Raw genomic sequence first — 16,169 nt, forward strand, 5'->3', positions numbered from 1 at the left:
TTGTCGCCGGCACCATAAATGGTACCTACGGTGACTTAACGGTGGATGCCAACGGCGTTTGGAGTTACTCCTTAAATGCCAACGCGGAAGTACTAGCGCAAGGTGAAACGGGCACCGATGTCATTACTATCACCTTGAATGACGGCAGCACCACATCAGTCACCATTACCGTCACAGGCACCGACGACCTACCGGTGATCAGCACGGGCGTTGGTGAACTAACAGAAGATTTACAAACCGTACTGGCTGGTAAATTAGAGGCGACGGACCCGGATAACTCCGGTTTATTATTTGTCAGTGGCACAATTGCCGGATTGTATGGTGATTTGTCAATTGATGTGAATGGATTGTGGGTATATACGCTAAATGCAAACGCACAATTGCTCGGAGCTGGTGAGCAACAGAATGATGTGTTCTTAATCACTCTCAATGATGGCAGCACGACCAATATTACCCTTACAGTTAATGGTACCGATGATTCACCTATAGTGAGTTCAGGTTCGGGAAGCATATCGGAAGATGCAGTAGGAGCCTTAAGCGGATTGTTAACTGCCACTGATAGCGACAACTTAGGTTTAACTTTTGAGCCTCAGACTGTTAATGGACTATTTGGAACATTCATATTGAGCGCCGGTGGTAGTTGGACTTATAGCGTAAACACATCAGCGCAATTCCTGAAAGCAGGAGAAACGGGTACCGAAGTGTTTATGGTCACACTTAGTGATGGTTCAACAACTCAAGTTTCGGTAGATGTTATAGGCTCTTATGACAGCGCACTTACGTTGAGTGTTCTTGGTCTAGTAAATTCGGTACTGGGTATTACAGTAGATGGAATAAACAGTTTAACAACTGCACTGGGCACAGTAATTACAGACGCACTATATACAGTGGCTGGCGAACTACCAGACCCGAACGCTGGAGATGGTAGTATTTTATATGTTGCTACCGAAATCACAGGGGAATATGGAACTTTAATTATTGATGCAAGTGGAGCTTGGAACTTTATTGTACGTGCCGGGGCCAATTTATTAGGCGTTGATGAAACTCAGCTCGAAGTATTCTCGTTGCCGCTGAGTGATGGCAGCTTTGCAAGCATTCAACTTTCTGTAACCGGTACGTTAGATGTGCCTGTGGTAGGAACTGCAGTTTCAACACTGGTTGAAGATATTCTACCCAACCTAACCGGTGAAGTTGAGGTTAACGATCCAAGCAATGGAAGTTTAGCAGTTGTTGCAGTAACTTTGACAGGCTTGTATGGCACTCTAATCTTAGCTTTGGATGGAACTTGGGATTATACATTACACGCTGGTGCGCAAGTTCTTAAAGAGGGGGAAATTGGCAACGAATTATTTAATATACCATTGAACGATGGTAACACTATGGAGCTTGCCATCAATGTACTAGGTAAAGATGACGCTCCTATTATTAGTTTAGGAGTTGGCTCTGTAATAGAGGATACTCTAGACACGGTAACTGGAGTTTTAACCGCTAGTGATATAGATAATGATACGTTAGCTTTTATAGCCTGCACAGTGGCGGGTAATTTTGGTGACCTTACGATAGATGCATTAGGGGCATGGACTTATGTTCTAAATGATAATGCTCAAGCATTGGAAAATGGTGAGATTCAGCAAGATGTTATTGTTTTAACGTTAAGTGATGGTAGTCAAACAACGGTTACAATCAACGTTACGGGTACCGCGGAAGCGCCTGTTGCAATTGCTCCTGTAATTATGGATGAAGACTCAGGGCCATATACATTGGATGTGTCCAACAGTTTCGCTGATATATTGTTAACTGGAAACTCTTTAAGCGTCACAGTTCTTGGCTCAACTAATTTAATTGTTAATGTGGATGCGTTCGGAATCGCAACAATTACTCCGATACTCGCTGATTGGAACGGCTCAGAAAATATCACTCTTGAAGCGACAACCCCTTTAGGCTTAACCATCAGTCAAACGTTTAGTATAACCGTTAGGCCTGTGGTTGATATTACAGATAATAACATCAGCATAAACGAAGACACTCCCACAATATTTAATGTATTGGCCAATGATAGTTTTGAAAACGTACTACCAATAGTCACAATTTCGAGTTTACCTAATCATGGAATTGTCGTTGTTAACATAGATGGGACAATCTTATACACGCCCGATTTAAATTATGCAGGGCCAGATAGTTTCGAATATACAGTTACTTCAGGTGGCGTAACGGAAACAGCTACCGTCAATGTAGATGTTCAACCAGTGAACGATCCGATAGTTGCATTGGCAACTTCTATTAGCCTGAACGAAGACTCTACCCATATTTTCTCAGCAGGAGATTTTCTTTATACCGACACCGAAAATGATTTGTTAGCGGTTGTTAAAATCACGGTGTTGCCAGTTAATGGTTTGTTAACACTAAACGGAATTGCAGTCGCATTAGGGGCAGAGATATCGATAGTCGATATTAATGCCGGGCTATTAATATTTACACCCGAGCCTGATCAATTTGGTCTAGCGTATGCGCAAATTGGTATAGAGCTGAGTGACAATGGAATAGATTTTAGTGCAGGGGTTTTGGTTACTTTAAATGTTAACGACGTTGCCGACGCTGTCTCCTCAATAGATGAAAACATAGCCAGTAATCTCGCATCGGTCAGTAATTATTCGGAGGTAGATAGCGAGACTTCAAATGTTAATGCAGATTCTAATTTATCGACTAAAGTTATTAACTTAGTTACTCCAAATGAATCTATATCTATTAATGACCAAGCCGAGATTTTCAAATTTGTTTCTGCTGATACGGGAGATGTAAATAACTTTGTGATTAACGATCTGAGCAACGAAGTGAATATAGATGAAGCTTTGGAGAAGTTTGACCTTAGTGATCTACTTCAAGTTGAAAATAGCAGTAGCAATGACCCTTTAAGTAGTTACCTAAAGGTCTCATCAGATGGAAGCGATACAAAAATTTCTGTAGACGCAAACTCTAACGGTCAGACAGATTCTGAAATTACACTGAAAGGAGTCGACTTAATGGGACTTTATGGAAGTGAAGACATTATAAAGTCGCTCTTTGATCAAACAACAACTAAAGACTTTTAAATCTAATTAACGCTCGAGGTCATAACATTGATCAGGGTTGAGGTGTGAATGGTAGAAAAGAAGCAGGTCGTTGAGGAGCTAGAGCTTTTGCAAGAAAAAGACGATGCTCTTTTGAATTGTATTATATTTATGGCGAAACACTTCGCAAAGCCATTCTCCACTCATGCTTTAACCGCTGGGTTGCCGTTAGAAGATGGAAAATTAACAGTAAAATTGGTAACACGTTCAGCCGCTAGGGCCGGCTTAGACGCTCATTTATCTAAAAAGCATTTAGATGATATTCCAGATCTTCTGTTGCCTACTATTCTAATTTTGAAAGATGGTAAAGCTTGTGTACTTTTATCAAAAGGTGAAGACAGTGCAACCGTAGTGTGGCCAGAATCTAACGGCGGTGAAGATACAATTGAGCTTTCAGAGCTTGTTGAACTCTATAGCGGGTTTTGTTTTTTTGTACGTAAAATGCATCGCTTTGACGGTAGAAGTACGGAAACACTAACTAAAGCTGAGGGGCATTGGTTTTGGTCAGTCATCAAGAAGTCATCGCCTTTGTATCGTGATGTTTTGATAGCATCTTTTTTTATTAATTTATTTGCGATTGCCCAACCTTTATTTGTCATGAATGTTTATGATCGCGTTGTTCCAAATTTAGCATTTGATACACTCTGGGTATTAGCAATTGGCATGTTGATAGTCCTTACGCTTGATTTCTTTTTAAAAGAAACTCGTGCTTATTTATTGGAGTTGGCCGCAAAAAAATCAGATGTTTTGTTATCTTCTGAAGTCTTTTCTAAAGTTATAAATCTAGAGTTGGCAAGCCGGCCTCAATCAGTTGGAGCATTTGCGAGAAACGTACAAGAGTTTGACTCAATTCGAGAGTTTATTACGTCTGCAACAATCGCAGCACTGGTAGACGTGCCATTCGCTTTAATTATTCTTTTCATTATATTCATAGTAGCGGGCCCTATGGCCTTTATACCTATTGCAATGATTGTAATAGTACTTGCTTATTCACTTTGGATGAAAAAGCGAATTAGATTGGAAGTTGAAAAGGGCGCTCGGTTTTCAATGCAAAAAAATGCCCATCTAATAGAGACCCTAACCGGTGCGGAAACCATTAAAATTAATGGTGCAGAAAGTCAATTTCAAAGCAAGTGGGAAGCTTTAGTTGGGCATATCGCAGCCTGGAACATCCAAATAAAGCGTTATACATCTTCAGTATCAAGCGTCACTACCTTTCTTAATCAGTTTACATCGGTTGTTATCATAGTTGTTGGTGTATACCAAATAATGGATGGCAACATTAGCATGGGAGCACTTATAGCATGTGTCATGTTAACAAGCAGAGCACTTGGGCCTTTTAGCAGTGTAGCGTTGCTTGCAACCCGTTATAACCAAGCGGAGTCTGCATTCAAAACCCTTGACGAAATTATGGCAATGCCAAGTGAAAGTTATGATAAATATTTACATAGGCCATTTTTAGATGGTGCCGTGCGATTTAATCACGTCAGTTTTAGTTATCCCAATAGTGATCATAACGTATTGCATAACATTTCGTTTACGTTAAACCCTAAGGAAAAAGTAGCAATTATTGGTCGCATTGGCGCAGGAAAGTCATCAATCGAAAAAGTATTGTTGGGAATGTACAAGTTAAAAGAGGGCAATATAAAAGTTGATAACATAGACATAAATCAGATTAATCCAGCGGACTTAAGACAAAAAATCGGATGTTTACCTCAAGATATAAACCTGTTTTATGGGTCAATAAGAGACAATATTACTTTGGGCGTACCGCATGTGGATGATGAATTAGTACTCAGAGCAGCTCGTCATGCAGGAGTGACTAACTTCACAGATGCTGAGAGTAGTGGCCTTGATAGACAGGTTGGAGAGCGGGGAGCATATTTGTCAGGTGGTCAAAGGCAAGCCGTGGCGCTAGCACGAGCTCTTTTATTCAACCCTCCGGTTTTAGTGCTAGATGAACCTTCTAGTAATATGGATAGCTATACCGAACAAAAACTAAAATCTCATTTAGCTTCATTGGTCCAAGAAAAAACATTCATATTAATTACTCATAAATTTAGCATGCTGGACTTAGTCGATCGCGTCATAGTTATTGAACAAGGGCGCATAGTGGCAGATGGACCAAAAAATATTGTTTTGGACAAATTAAAAAATGCGACGAGTAAGGAGGTGTAATGCTTTCATCTGATATCAAACAAAAAGAACTAAAATATATAGATGATATTAACGCTGCTTTGCTATTAGCCAGTGCGAAGAAACCTAGGTACGTGCTCTATCTAGTTGTATTGACAATTATATTGGGCGTTACTTGGGCAGGCTTTGCAGAAATTGATGAAGTTACCGTTGGCGTGGGCAAAGTGATTCCTTCGCAACAGGTGCAAGTAATTCAAAACCTCGAAGGCGGCATTTTAAAAGAAATTTTAGTTCAAGAAGGTCAGCGTGTAACGGCAGGAGAAACCCTACTCAGTATTGACAGCACTAAGTTTTTATCCGAATACAGGGAGCAAGCTACTCAGCGCGATAGTTTGCTAGCAAGAATTGGCCGATTAAAGTTAGAAATTGAAAACGTAAATGTAATGTCAGTCGATGAACTGAAAACACTGTTAGCCAAGTCAAACAGTCTGTCAATAAAACTCACTTCTCTTAGCATCCCAAAAGAAATTCGGGCACAGCAACACTCCGTTTACAAAGAAAAATTAGCAGCGCTATTAGATAGAAGCAGAGTTATAGATCAACAAGTTAACCAAAAAAAAGCCAGCCTTGAAGAGCTCAACTCTAAAGTTTCATATTTAAACAGAAGCTATGAACTAGTAAAAAAGGAGATTGCAATCACAGTACCGTTGGCGAGAAATGGCGTGGTCTCTGAGGTTGAAGTTATCAAACTACAACGTGCAGGAAATGACGTAAAAGGCGAGTTAGAGGGGGCTAAATTAATGATCCCCAAGTTACTTGCTGAAATTCAAGAGGCGTCTAATAAGCGGACCGAAATTTTTTCACAATTTCGCAACGAATCTCAAGAAGAGCTAGTAGAAGCACAAGAAAAGTTCAATGGGATAGAGGAAGTTTTAATCTCACTGCAAGACAGGCTAGAACGAACAACGGTGACCTCACCAGTCGATGGCACAATAAAAATGATTAAGATAAATACAGTAGGCGGAGTCATTCAACCAGGGATGGACTTATTAGAAATTGTCCCCTTAGAAGACAGCCTGCTGATTGAGGCCAAAATAGCACCTAAAGATATCGCGTTTTTAAGACCTGGATTGGATGCCATTATTAAGTTAAGTGCTTACGATTTTGCAATATATGGCGGCCTTCAAGGGAATGTTGAACACATTAGTGCAGACACAATTAAAGATGAAAAAGACGAAAGTTACTACTACATTAAAGTAAGGACTTCAGAAAGCTATTTAGACAGTAATAACAATCCGTTACCGATTATTCCAGGCATGACAGCAAACGTTGACGTTATCACCGGCAAGAAAACAGTTTTAGATTATTTACTAAAGCCGATTGTGAGAGCTAAACATAATTCATTAAGAGAAAAGTAAAAGGTAGTCGTAAATATATGAAATTAAAAATCGTAATCAAATTTATTATTGTTAATGCTGCCTTATTACTGGGTTTTTCAACTCAAGCGAAATCTTTGGAACAAGCAGTAGCAAAGGCCTTAGAGATCCACCCTGAGGTACGGGCTTTGTTCTACCAATTTAAAAGTATGGAGCAAGATATAGAGATAGCGAAGTCCGGTTACTACCCTACTGCAGACTTATATGCCAATGCTGGCATTGGAGAGCGGGACAATGTCCAAAGTAGATTAGGCAGTGAAGACGAAGAGTTTGAGCCCGTAAGTTATGGTATATCCATAGAGCAAATTCTTTTTGACGGATTCTTCACGCAAGAAAATGTAAAAAGAACAAAAGCTGAAGCCAAAGCAGAGTTCTATACACTAATATCAAGCGCTGAAAATACAGCTTTAGATGTTGTAAAAGCTTATTCAAGCTATTTAAGTGCAGAAAAAATAATAGAGTTGGCGGAACGAAACTTGGCGTCACATAAAGAAATATATGGACAAATTGAAGAGAGAACCAACAGTGGTCTTGGGTCAAAATCAGACCTGTCACAAGCTGGAGGACGACTAGCTAGAGCCAATGCAAACTTGTTAGCGTCAAAAAATCAGTTGCAAGATGCCAAGGCTGCTTATTTTAGATTAGTTGGAGAAGTGCCAGATGCTTTAGTTATGCCTTACCCAGACAAATCTATGCTACCTCGCTCTAAAAATGAATTATTAGTTAAAGCCAGAGAAAAGCATCCAACTATATTGTCATCAATTTCTGACATCAAAGCCGCACAAGCACAACTAGATGGAAACAAAGGAAGTTACTACCCTAAAGTATCTTTAAATTTAAGCCATTCAAAAAACGAATATAACAATAATGGCGATAACTATGTAGACGAGTCAAAAATAAGCCTAAATGTGACATATAACTTGTTTAATGGCTTTGCTGACCAAGAGCTAAAGAAAAAAGGAATTTATCAAAGAGAGCAAGCTTTAAACTTGAGGACATCAGCTGAATTTCAGGTGATAGAAGGCGCAGAGTTCGCATGGAGTAGCTTTCAATTTGTTCAGGAGCAATTAACGTACTTGCAACAACACGTTGAGTTTAGTTACACCACATTGCAAGCCCACAAAAAGCAATTCACATTGGGAAGAAGAACCTTACTTGACTTACTAGATACAGAAAATGAACTGTTTGAGGCAAGAAAGAACTATGTAAGTGCCGAGCAAGTCGCACTCGTTGCCCACTATAGAATTTATAATGCGATGGGTGTTCTGCTGTCTAGTTTAAGAATAGATGTTAACGACTTTCAGACGCTTGGAGATTAAAATGAAAAACCATGCTCATAAAGTATTAATAGTCACTATTTTTCTGTGTTCTTTTTTAGTGGGGTGCGAATCTAGCACAATTGATCGTTGGGGAACATTAAATGATAAGGCAAAAGCCAAGCTAATTGATGAAGACGGAGATGGTGTAATCGCAGAACGTGAAGCGTGTGTTGAAACACCTATGTCACACGAAGTGACAAATGACGGTTGTGAGGTTGAAGAGGAAAAGCTGTCGGATTTAGTTAAAGATATTGAGTTTCAGCAACGGAGTGTAGAACTGTCAAATGTACAAAAACAAGAACTAACGAATTACTTCCGTGAATTAGCCGTGAATAAACAATGGAATTTCATTGTTATGGGTTACACCTCAAAAGATGGTGACATGCTTCTGAATGAAGTCATGGCTAAAAAGCGAATGAAAATCGTAGCTGATTTTGTTCAAGAAAGAACAGGGTTACCACTGAGTAAAATTAGCACTCAATTAATAGATGGAGATAAGCTTGCTGTCGATGGAAACGCTCAAAATTATGAGTCAAAAGTAGAAAATGACAAAGACCATGATGGCGTAGCTGATGATTTAGATCAGTGTGGAAACTCTGGTTATGAAGTCGTAGTAGATAGTAAAGGTTGTCCTGTTTTTGAAACAAAAGAAATAAAGAAAAATATTACCGTTCGATTTAACGTCAACTCGTCAAAAATAGCCGAGATTTATCTACCTCAAGTTAAAGAAGTTGCGGCTTTTATTAATACCTATAACGCAAAAAAAATAAAGGTTGTTGGCCATGCAAGTTTAGTGGGAAATGAAAGCTATAACTTAAGCCTCAGTGCACGTAGAGCAAACTCTGTTGTGAATATGCTTGTGAGTGAGTTTAACATTGATCCTAGCTCCTTAGAGTCCTATGGGAAAGGGGAGTTAAGTCCCGTCGTAAACGAAGTGTCGGAGTATGCAAACAACCTAAACCGCAGAGTTGAGATTGTTTTATCAGAAACTCTTAAGGTCGAGAAAACCAAAGAATTAGATCTGCTAGATGCGAATGCTTTAAATCGAAAAGTGACATTAGTAGCGGAAACCTTAGAAATGGCCAGTAAACAAAGGTGGCATATTTTTATGATGGAAAATAAACCTGAAGAAGTAGTACCTGAATTATCAGAAGCTGAGGCAATAAAGGAAGCTCAGGAGTCTGGTTGGTAAAGGCAACTAGCTAACATGACCAACAGGATGAAAAGTGCAGCGGCTGCTTTTCTGGTGCTATTTTCACTAATAACCCTCTCCAGTCCTAAATTAGATATGGACAAGTTGGTAGCTTTTACTCGAGAAAAATATGATGAAGATGCTGTTAAGAGAATTATTGCTTGGAGAGCAATGATTGACAATAAGCAACAACTGCCTGAGCAGGAAAAGTTAAAGTTAGTTAATCGATTCTTTAATTACTTTGAGTTTGTTGATGACATAAGACTTTGGGGAAAAGAGGATTATTGGGCAACACCACTTGAGTTTATTGGCATTCGAGGTGGAGATTGTGAAGACTTTGCTGTTGCCAAATATTTTACGCTACTTGAACTTGGAATACCTATGGAGAAGTTACGCCTAGGTTATGTAAAGTCTTTAACGTTAAACCAGTTTCATATGGTACTCGCTTATTACCCCACAAAAACATCAATGCCGTTAATCTTGGACAACATAGACGGCGAAATAAAACCTGCCTACAAAAGAAAAGATCTAGTTTTAATAGTTTCTTTTAATGGTCAAAAATTGTGGCTGAACAAGCAAAAAGGTAAGGGTAAAACAGCCAGTTCGAGCGCTCGTATGGCCGACTGGGATAATCTATCAAATCGTTACAGCATGGAACAGTTCATGTCCGATGAATAAGGTGAAATATGACATTATTTAAAGAAATTGTTGCCGTAATAATACTCACGTTTTGTATAAACTTAATGGGAGTTTTGTGGTTGCAATTTGACTCAACAAAAGAATATTTAACGAACCAACTTGAGTCTGATTTGGAAAATATGTCATCGTCTTTGACCAGAGCTGTAGCTCCTCATTTGGAGTCCGGTGACAATGTAATGATAGATGCAACGCTCAACGCCTATTTTGATGGTGGTTACTATAAAAAAATATCAATTACCAAGTTCGACACGAATGAGATCATAACTAAAGAGATGGAAGTTGTTGTTGATGGTGTTCCACAATGGTTTTTAGATCTAGACATACTTTCGCCGCCATTTATTGAAAATGAGATCACTTCAGGTTGGTATCAAGTTGGGAAAATTAAAATTGTTGGTCATCCTGGGTTTGCATATAAGCAATTATGGACGTCATTTATACAGACGATTATTTGGTTAGGAGGTTTAGGGCTTTTTGTAATATTTGTTTGTTCCTATGCCATTAACTTTGTTTTAAGACCTTTGGTTAGAATACAAGAGAAGGCAAAACAAATTCAGTCTCATTACTTTGGAGACCCTTTACCGGTACCAACTACCAAAGAACTCAGGGATGTAACGGTTGCTGTTAATCAGATGACGGACAAACTAAAAGAACAGTTTGAAGAAAAGGCGAAACTACATAGTAAACTAGAACAGGCCGCTTATGTTGAGCCAGTTACAGGCTTTGGCAATAGAAACTACTTTAACCGAAGGTTGGATGCTTGGTTAAAAGAGTCAGGAAACGGGGTTTTAGTTCTAATTCAAATAGCAAGTATTGAAGAAATGCGGAAATCACATGGTTGGCAAAAGAGGGATGAGTTGATGGTGGTTATTGGCCACTATATAAATACTATATTTGATAATGATGAGACGGTTATAAAAACACGCACCTCGGAGAGAGACTTTATATTAATCGTTCAGGAAAGCGATAAAAGGGACGTTGAGTTAAAACTAAAGCAGCTCGGTACTTATTTTTCAACGGTTGAAATTCAAGAGTTGTTCGATAATAAAAATATATATGCTGCGGCGGGTGTAAAGGTTTCCCACAAAGCGGATAAAGAAAGCATAGTCGCTTTACTTGACCAAACACTCAGTGCGGCAAAGGAGTCAGCCAGTGGTGTTTCTGTGGTAGAGATTGAACCAAACTGCGGACATATACACACTCGAAGTGAGATTAAAGAGGCATTGGAACTTGCAATATCTGAGTCACACTTGTCGTTCCGCCACCAGCCAGTCTTTCTTTATAATAGTATTAAGCCTGAGCACTTTGAGGTATTTACTCAAGTTCATATTGAAGGTTTCAAAAATGTAACTTTGGGAACATTTATATCTGTTATGAATGAGCATAAATTAGGTTCAGATTTTGATAAAAATATTATTGAAAAAGCGTTTGAGTACGCTAAAGGTAGTGAAACTCAGGTACTGGCGCTCAATATCTCAAAGTCAGCAATGAAAAATTATCAGTTTATTATGTGGCTTTGCAATAAAGTGAAAGACAATTTTGAGAGTAAAGACAAAATTGTCTTTGAGTTTAATGAAGACTCAGTGTTAAACGACATGGATAATGTAAACACTCTTTGCGAGTGTTTAAATGAATTGAATTTCAAATACGGCATCGATAGAGTCGGCAGAAATTTTGAATCTCTCTCATACTTAAAGTCAGTTCACCCGGACTATGTCAAAGTTGATCATATTTATACTGAAATGGTGTTAAAAAATGATGATGACGCTTACTTTGTAGACTCTTTGTGCACGACAATCCACAATTTAGATATAAAAGTTATAGCAACGCACGTAGAGAATGAAATGCAACTCGAGAAGTTAAGGAAATACAATTTTGATGGGTATCAGGGATTTGTTATTCCAGCAAAACCATTGGATTTGCAAGTAAATGTAGATTATTAATTATAGAATATACACATAGAGGACAGCTTTATATTGGGTTTGAAAAGAGGGCTTTCAGAATACAGAGTAGAAGAGTGGAGACTTAAAATATAGTTTTTCAAAGTTAGACAATATAAAACATCCCTGTTCTATATATTTTATGGCATCACTAAAAGTTAAAAGCTAGCAACTACCTTTACCGCGCCGCCGCCATCACCTTGAATATAGCCAATCATATCAGGGTTTTTTGAAACCATATCAATTACCGCAGCATCATTATCTACCTTTTTAGGTGGTGTGCCTTTTCCAGTAAATACAAGTTTTGACCAGTAAGCTTTAAGTTGGCTACCAGAGCGACTTAAAACTTTATCGTTAAACTCATTGGTTACGGCTGAACCCTCAGCTTGATCAATAGGTGTTACTGCTCCGCCACCTGGAAAGGACTTTGCTTTACCTAAGAATATTCTAGAGATGGCCGTTTTATCAAGTGCATCTGCATTCGACGGGTGTACTACTACATTAACAGCCAAAACATTTGAGCTAAATAAAGCAAGCACTAACGCAATTGTCGATTTTTTCATACAACCTCCTTAAAATACAACGTCAACAGCAAATGCAATAGAATCAGCATCCCAAGCATCGTTGTAGTCGTCATCAAGTGTTGTGTATTGAACCTTAAAGGCAGCACTTGGGTGGAAGTTATAACGTACACCTACTGATGTTGCCGTGTATTCATCACGGTTTGTAGCATTTACTATTGCTTGAGTAGCAATGTTTACTGGAATGCCATCATATGCAGTACCTAAAGCAGGAATTACGGTGCCAGGCATTGCCGCTGCAATACTTGAATTCGCAGGCGTTTCAAAGCTTTCAAACATAACAAAAGGCATCGTTTTTTCATTTACACGATAACCAAAACTAATATAGCCACCTTTGTCTGCTTCTTGCAGAATTGAGTCGTCTGTATTGCTTTCAGAGTACTCTGCAATAATTGACCAATTTTCATAATCAATATTAAAGCCGGCACCTATAAATGTACCTGTATCACCATCAATACGAAGCTCATCAGCGGCAGATTGCGACGCACCTAGAGCTTGTGCAAGGCTAGCAAATGACTCAATGCCCGCCACTGGAATGTTAATTTCACCAGATATATAGGTAAAGTAGCCGCTAAACCACTCTCTGCTAAAGCTTGTAGCTAAGCCGTACATATTGTTCAATGAACCATCTGTTGGAGAGGTTGTTTTGAAGAACGTGTCGGAAAGCTCACCAAACATAAAGTTGAATGAGAAGTCCCACTCGCCAATTAGTTTATTGTGTACAACACTAACGCCGTCGTAGTTATTGAATGGCAGACTATACATAGCACCTGCTGGTCTTACCCAAGGGTATGCATAACCAACATCTAAATAATCTGAATATAGATAAAAAGGAATACGAAGTCGTCCAGCTCTTACTGTTGTGTAGTCGCTTGCTTCATATGAGATATATGCCCAAGAAAACTTCGTATCAAAGTTTTCGTTACCTTGAGCAACAATTTGTGCAGTTGCTGAAAGACCATCACCTAAATCACTCATTGCTTGAAGAGCAAAAATTGACTCATTTTTGAATGAAAGGTCATTATCATAACCAAGGTAACTCTCGTTATCGCTAAGAGTTTGTCCCGCAACTATCGACGCAAATCCATTGAAGCGAATGTCGGCATTGGCATTAAAACTAGCGGTGGATAAGGCTATAAGCCCAATTGGAAAACCAAGTTGCAATACTTTTTTCATAGTACCCTGTCTCATTGTTGTTAAATACAATGAAAGTGTAGACGACACTAGAGAATTTGCTTAAAAAACAGTGAATCAAATAAAAAAAAGCCTCAAAAGAGGCTTTTAAATGTAAAAAAAGGTTGTTCTAGGCGCTTGGTTCAAGTTCACATTCGCCCAAATTATACATACCTAATAAGTATAAAGTTTCCCTATTTGGATACAGTAGTAACGTTATCTAACCTGGCCTTCACCTGTAACTACAAATTTTTCTGCAGTTAAAGACTCTAAACCCATAGGGCCGTAGGCATGCAGTTTTGTTGTCGCAATTCCTATTTCAGCACCAAGGCCTAGCTGAGAGCCGTCAGAGAATCGTGAGCTTGCGTTAACCATAACAACCGATGCATCCACGGCAAGTTGGAACATTTGCGCCGTTTTTTCATTCTCAGTACAAATAACTTCCGTATGGTGGCTACCAAACTCATCAATATGGTCAAGGGCTTGCTCAAAGCTATCTACCGTTCTGATGGCTATCTCAAGACTTAAATACTCTTGTCCAAAATCAGAGTAAGGTAAAAGAATAGGGCTAAGGAAAAAACCATGTGAGCGCTGACAAGCATTCACTTTCACGCCTTTTTCTTGCAACATTTTAGCTGCTATTGGCAAAAAGTCTTCAGCGATATCAGCATGCACTAGTAAACCTTCAAGCGCATTACAAACACCTGTTCGCTGAGTTTTACCGTTCTCTAATATTCGTAATGCTTTTTCAAAGTCGGCATCTTTATCAACGTATAAGTGACAAACACCTTTAAAGTGCTGAATGACTGGTATTTTACTGTTATCACTAACAAATTTAATTAAGCCTTCACCACCGCGAGGAATAACTAAATCAATGCTGTCCACCTGAGAAATTAACTCTAGTACTAATTCTCTAGCAGGGTCGTCAATAACCGCTACAAGTTCTTTAGGTAGGTTATGCTCCTCTAGTGCCTTGTGCATCGCAGCAGCAATAGCCAAACTTGAATTTAATGCTTCTTTACCGCCTCTAAGCACTACACCATTACCAGACTTGAAACACAATGCGCCGGCATCAGCTGTTACGTTTGGTCGAGATTCATAAATCATACAAATAACGCCGAGTGGAATACGCATTTTCTCTATTTCTAAACCGTTAGGTCTAGTGGTGACGGCTTTTCTGCTACCAATTGGATCATCAAGAGCAACAATCTCTTTAATGCCAGTTACCATGTCATCAATACGTTCTGAATTTAACGTTAAGCGATCAACAAACGAAGCTTCAAGTTCCATATCAGCTGCATTCTTAAGGTCAATTTTATTTGCCTCTAAAATAGCTGGTTGCGCTTCTTTGATATTTTTAGCCATAGCTAGTAGTACAGCGTTTTTTTCTTGCTCTGACAAAATCGCTAATTTTTTTGACGCAGATTTTGCAGCTTGTGAAATTGTTTTAATATAGCTCATTAGGCCTCCTTTAATACGGCAATGTTCTTATCTTCGATAAGTGACTCAATAGTTGGAAACGCAGTTTCGTTAGGCTCATGCTGGTCAGAAATATAAGACATTAAGCAACTACTATAATTGGCAACGCCTTTTGCGACTCGGTTACCATTCTCAGTCTTAACTAAAACGGTATCACCAATATTAAAGTTGCCTTTTACATCAACTAATTGGTCACTAGATAGCGTCTTTTCATCGTCAAGTACACATACTGCACCGCGTTGATCTACAATAATTTCGCCTTGCGCTCTTGTTGTATGAGTCAACCAATGCAAGTCATCCTGCATTGGATTTTTATAAGGTGTAAACACGGTTCCAGGGTTTTCACCTCGAACTAATTTTGAGAAAGTTTCTGCTTCAAATCCATTAACAATGTAAGTTGTAATGCCATGAGCCGTTGCTTTTTCCGCAGCTTGGAGCTTAGTTAACATACCGCCAGTTCCGGTTGAACTAATAGCGCCTCCAGCCATTTCTTTGATGTTTTCAGTTATTTCACTTACAACACTAAGTAATTCCGCATCTTCATGTATTTTAGGGTTCTTGTTATAAAGACCATTAATGTCAGAACACATGATTAAGGCGTCTGCTCCAGCCGCGGCTGCCACCATTGCAGATAAGTTGTCATTGTCGCCAACTTTTAAACCGTCGGTTGTGACCGTGTCATTTTCGTTAACAATCGGCATAACACCGTGTTCTAAAGACGTCATGATTGTGTCACGAATACTGTGATAACGCTCTTGGTCGCGTAAATCACCATGTGTTAGTAATATTTGTGCAGTATGGAAATCAAATAAACGATCCCATGTCGATACCATTTCAGACTGGCCAGCAGCTGCCATGGCTTTCTTTAATGCTAGCGAAGGGTTGTCAGGGTTTGAAAAAACGTGACGTCCTGCCGCCACTGAACCCGAAGAAACTAGCACAACCTGCTTACCTTGCTTTCTACATTCAATAATAAACTGGGCGATTGGAAATAATTGGTGTGCACTGCAACCGTTCCCACTAGGAGCGATTAACGCGCTGCCTACTTTAAGAACTATTCGGTTCCAGTCATTCCAAGAATTTGTATTCATTACGTATATCCTATTGCTC

At 39.1% G+C, this 16,169-nt stretch carries 11 protein-coding genes; 7 read left to right on the top strand and 4 right to left on the bottom strand.

Annotated elements, in window-relative coordinates; translation table 11 throughout:
* The 7 genes from ABD009_RS06935 to ABD009_RS06965 all read left to right on the top strand — a co-directional run.
* Positions 1–3,089 (top strand): VCBS domain-containing protein (locus ABD009_RS06935; protein ID WP_343823948.1); only part of this gene is annotated, 3,089 nt, incomplete at its 5' end.
* 48 nt (positions 3,090–3,137) lie between these two features.
* Complete coding sequence (locus ABD009_RS06940; protein WP_343823950.1) at positions 3,138–5,285, top strand: type I secretion system permease/ATPase; 2,148 nt, start codon at positions 3,138–3,140, stop codon at positions 5,283–5,285.
* Positions 5,285–6,661, top strand: a complete 1,377-nt coding sequence (locus tag ABD009_RS06945; RefSeq protein ID WP_343823952.1) for an HlyD family type I secretion periplasmic adaptor subunit — start codon at positions 5,285–5,287, stop codon at positions 6,659–6,661. The genes ABD009_RS06940 and ABD009_RS06945 overlap by 1 nt, the downstream gene beginning before the upstream one ends.
* A gap of 17 nt (positions 6,662–6,678) precedes the next feature.
* The gene (locus ABD009_RS06950) at positions 6,679–7,998 is read left to right on the top strand and encodes a TolC family outer membrane protein (protein ID WP_343823954.1); all 1,320 of its coding nucleotides are present in this window, start codon (positions 6,679–6,681) and stop codon (positions 7,996–7,998) included.
* Between the two features lies 1 nt (position 7,999).
* Entirely contained in the window at positions 8,000–9,190 is a 1,191-nt protein-coding gene (locus ABD009_RS06955; RefSeq protein WP_343823956.1) for an OmpA family protein, read from the top strand.
* A 15-nt stretch (positions 9,191–9,205) separates the two neighbouring features.
* Positions 9,206–9,868, top strand: coding sequence for a transglutaminase-like cysteine peptidase (locus ABD009_RS06960; RefSeq protein ID WP_343823957.1), 663 nt, complete (start codon positions 9,206–9,208; stop codon positions 9,866–9,868).
* Between the two features lie 8 nt (positions 9,869–9,876).
* Complete coding sequence (locus tag ABD009_RS06965; protein WP_343823958.1) at positions 9,877–11,829, top strand: bifunctional diguanylate cyclase/phosphodiesterase; 1,953 nt, start codon at positions 9,877–9,879, stop codon at positions 11,827–11,829.
* A 155-nt stretch (positions 11,830–11,984) separates the two neighbouring features.
* Here the strand turns inward: ABD009_RS06965 and ABD009_RS06970 are convergent, their stop codons facing one another.
* The 4 genes from ABD009_RS06970 to proB form a co-directional block, all read right to left on the bottom strand.
* Positions 11,985–12,389, bottom strand: a complete 405-nt coding sequence (locus tag ABD009_RS06970) for a type 2 periplasmic-binding domain-containing protein (protein ID WP_343823960.1) — start codon at positions 12,387–12,389, stop codon at positions 11,985–11,987.
* 9 nt (positions 12,390–12,398) lie between these two features.
* On the bottom strand, positions 12,399–13,583 hold the full coding sequence (locus ABD009_RS06975; RefSeq protein ID WP_343823962.1) for a hypothetical protein: 1,185 nt from the start codon (positions 13,581–13,583) through the stop codon (positions 12,399–12,401).
* Between the two features lie 213 nt (positions 13,584–13,796).
* A complete protein-coding gene (locus tag ABD009_RS06980; RefSeq protein ID WP_343823964.1) occupies positions 13,797–15,041 on the bottom strand; it encodes a glutamate-5-semialdehyde dehydrogenase in 1,245 nt (414 codons plus the stop codon).
* Entirely contained in the window at positions 15,041–16,150 is a 1,110-nt protein-coding gene (gene proB, locus ABD009_RS06985; RefSeq protein WP_343823966.1) for a glutamate 5-kinase, read from the bottom strand. The genes ABD009_RS06980 and proB overlap by 1 nt, the downstream gene beginning before the upstream one ends.
* Between the last annotated feature and the right edge of the window lie 19 nt (positions 16,151–16,169).

Source organism: Psychrosphaera haliotis, from assembly GCF_039523615.1.
Classification (GTDB): Bacteria; Pseudomonadota; Gammaproteobacteria; order Enterobacterales; family Alteromonadaceae; genus Psychrosphaera; species Psychrosphaera haliotis.

Excerpts from the sequence above, each read along its gene's own strand:
- ABD009_RS06940 (WP_343823950.1), top strand. The coding sequence starts at position 3,138 with ATGGTAGAAAAGAAGCAGGTCGTTGAGGAGCTAGAGCTTTTGCAAGAA.
- ABD009_RS06945 (WP_343823952.1), top strand. The coding sequence starts at position 5,285 with ATGCTTTCATCTGATATCAAACAAAAAGAACTAAAATATATAGATGAT.
- ABD009_RS06950 (WP_343823954.1), top strand. The coding sequence starts at position 6,679 with ATGAAATTAAAAATCGTAATCAAATTTATTATTGTTAATGCTGCCTTA.
- ABD009_RS06955 (WP_343823956.1), top strand. The coding sequence starts at position 8,000 with ATGAAAAACCATGCTCATAAAGTATTAATAGTCACTATTTTTCTGTGT.
- ABD009_RS06960 (WP_343823957.1), top strand. The coding sequence starts at position 9,206 with ATGACCAACAGGATGAAAAGTGCAGCGGCTGCTTTTCTGGTGCTATTT.
- ABD009_RS06965 (WP_343823958.1), top strand. The coding sequence starts at position 9,877 with ATGACATTATTTAAAGAAATTGTTGCCGTAATAATACTCACGTTTTGT.
- ABD009_RS06970 (WP_343823960.1), bottom strand. The coding sequence starts at position 12,389 with ATGAAAAAATCGACAATTGCGTTAGTGCTTGCTTTATTTAGCTCAAAT.
- ABD009_RS06975 (WP_343823962.1), bottom strand. The coding sequence starts at position 13,583 with ATGAAAAAAGTATTGCAACTTGGTTTTCCAATTGGGCTTATAGCCTTA.
- ABD009_RS06980 (WP_343823964.1), bottom strand. The coding sequence starts at position 15,041 with ATGAGCTATATTAAAACAATTTCACAAGCTGCAAAATCTGCGTCAAAA.
- proB (WP_343823966.1), bottom strand. The coding sequence starts at position 16,150 with ATGAATACAAATTCTTGGAATGACTGGAACCGAATAGTTCTTAAAGTA.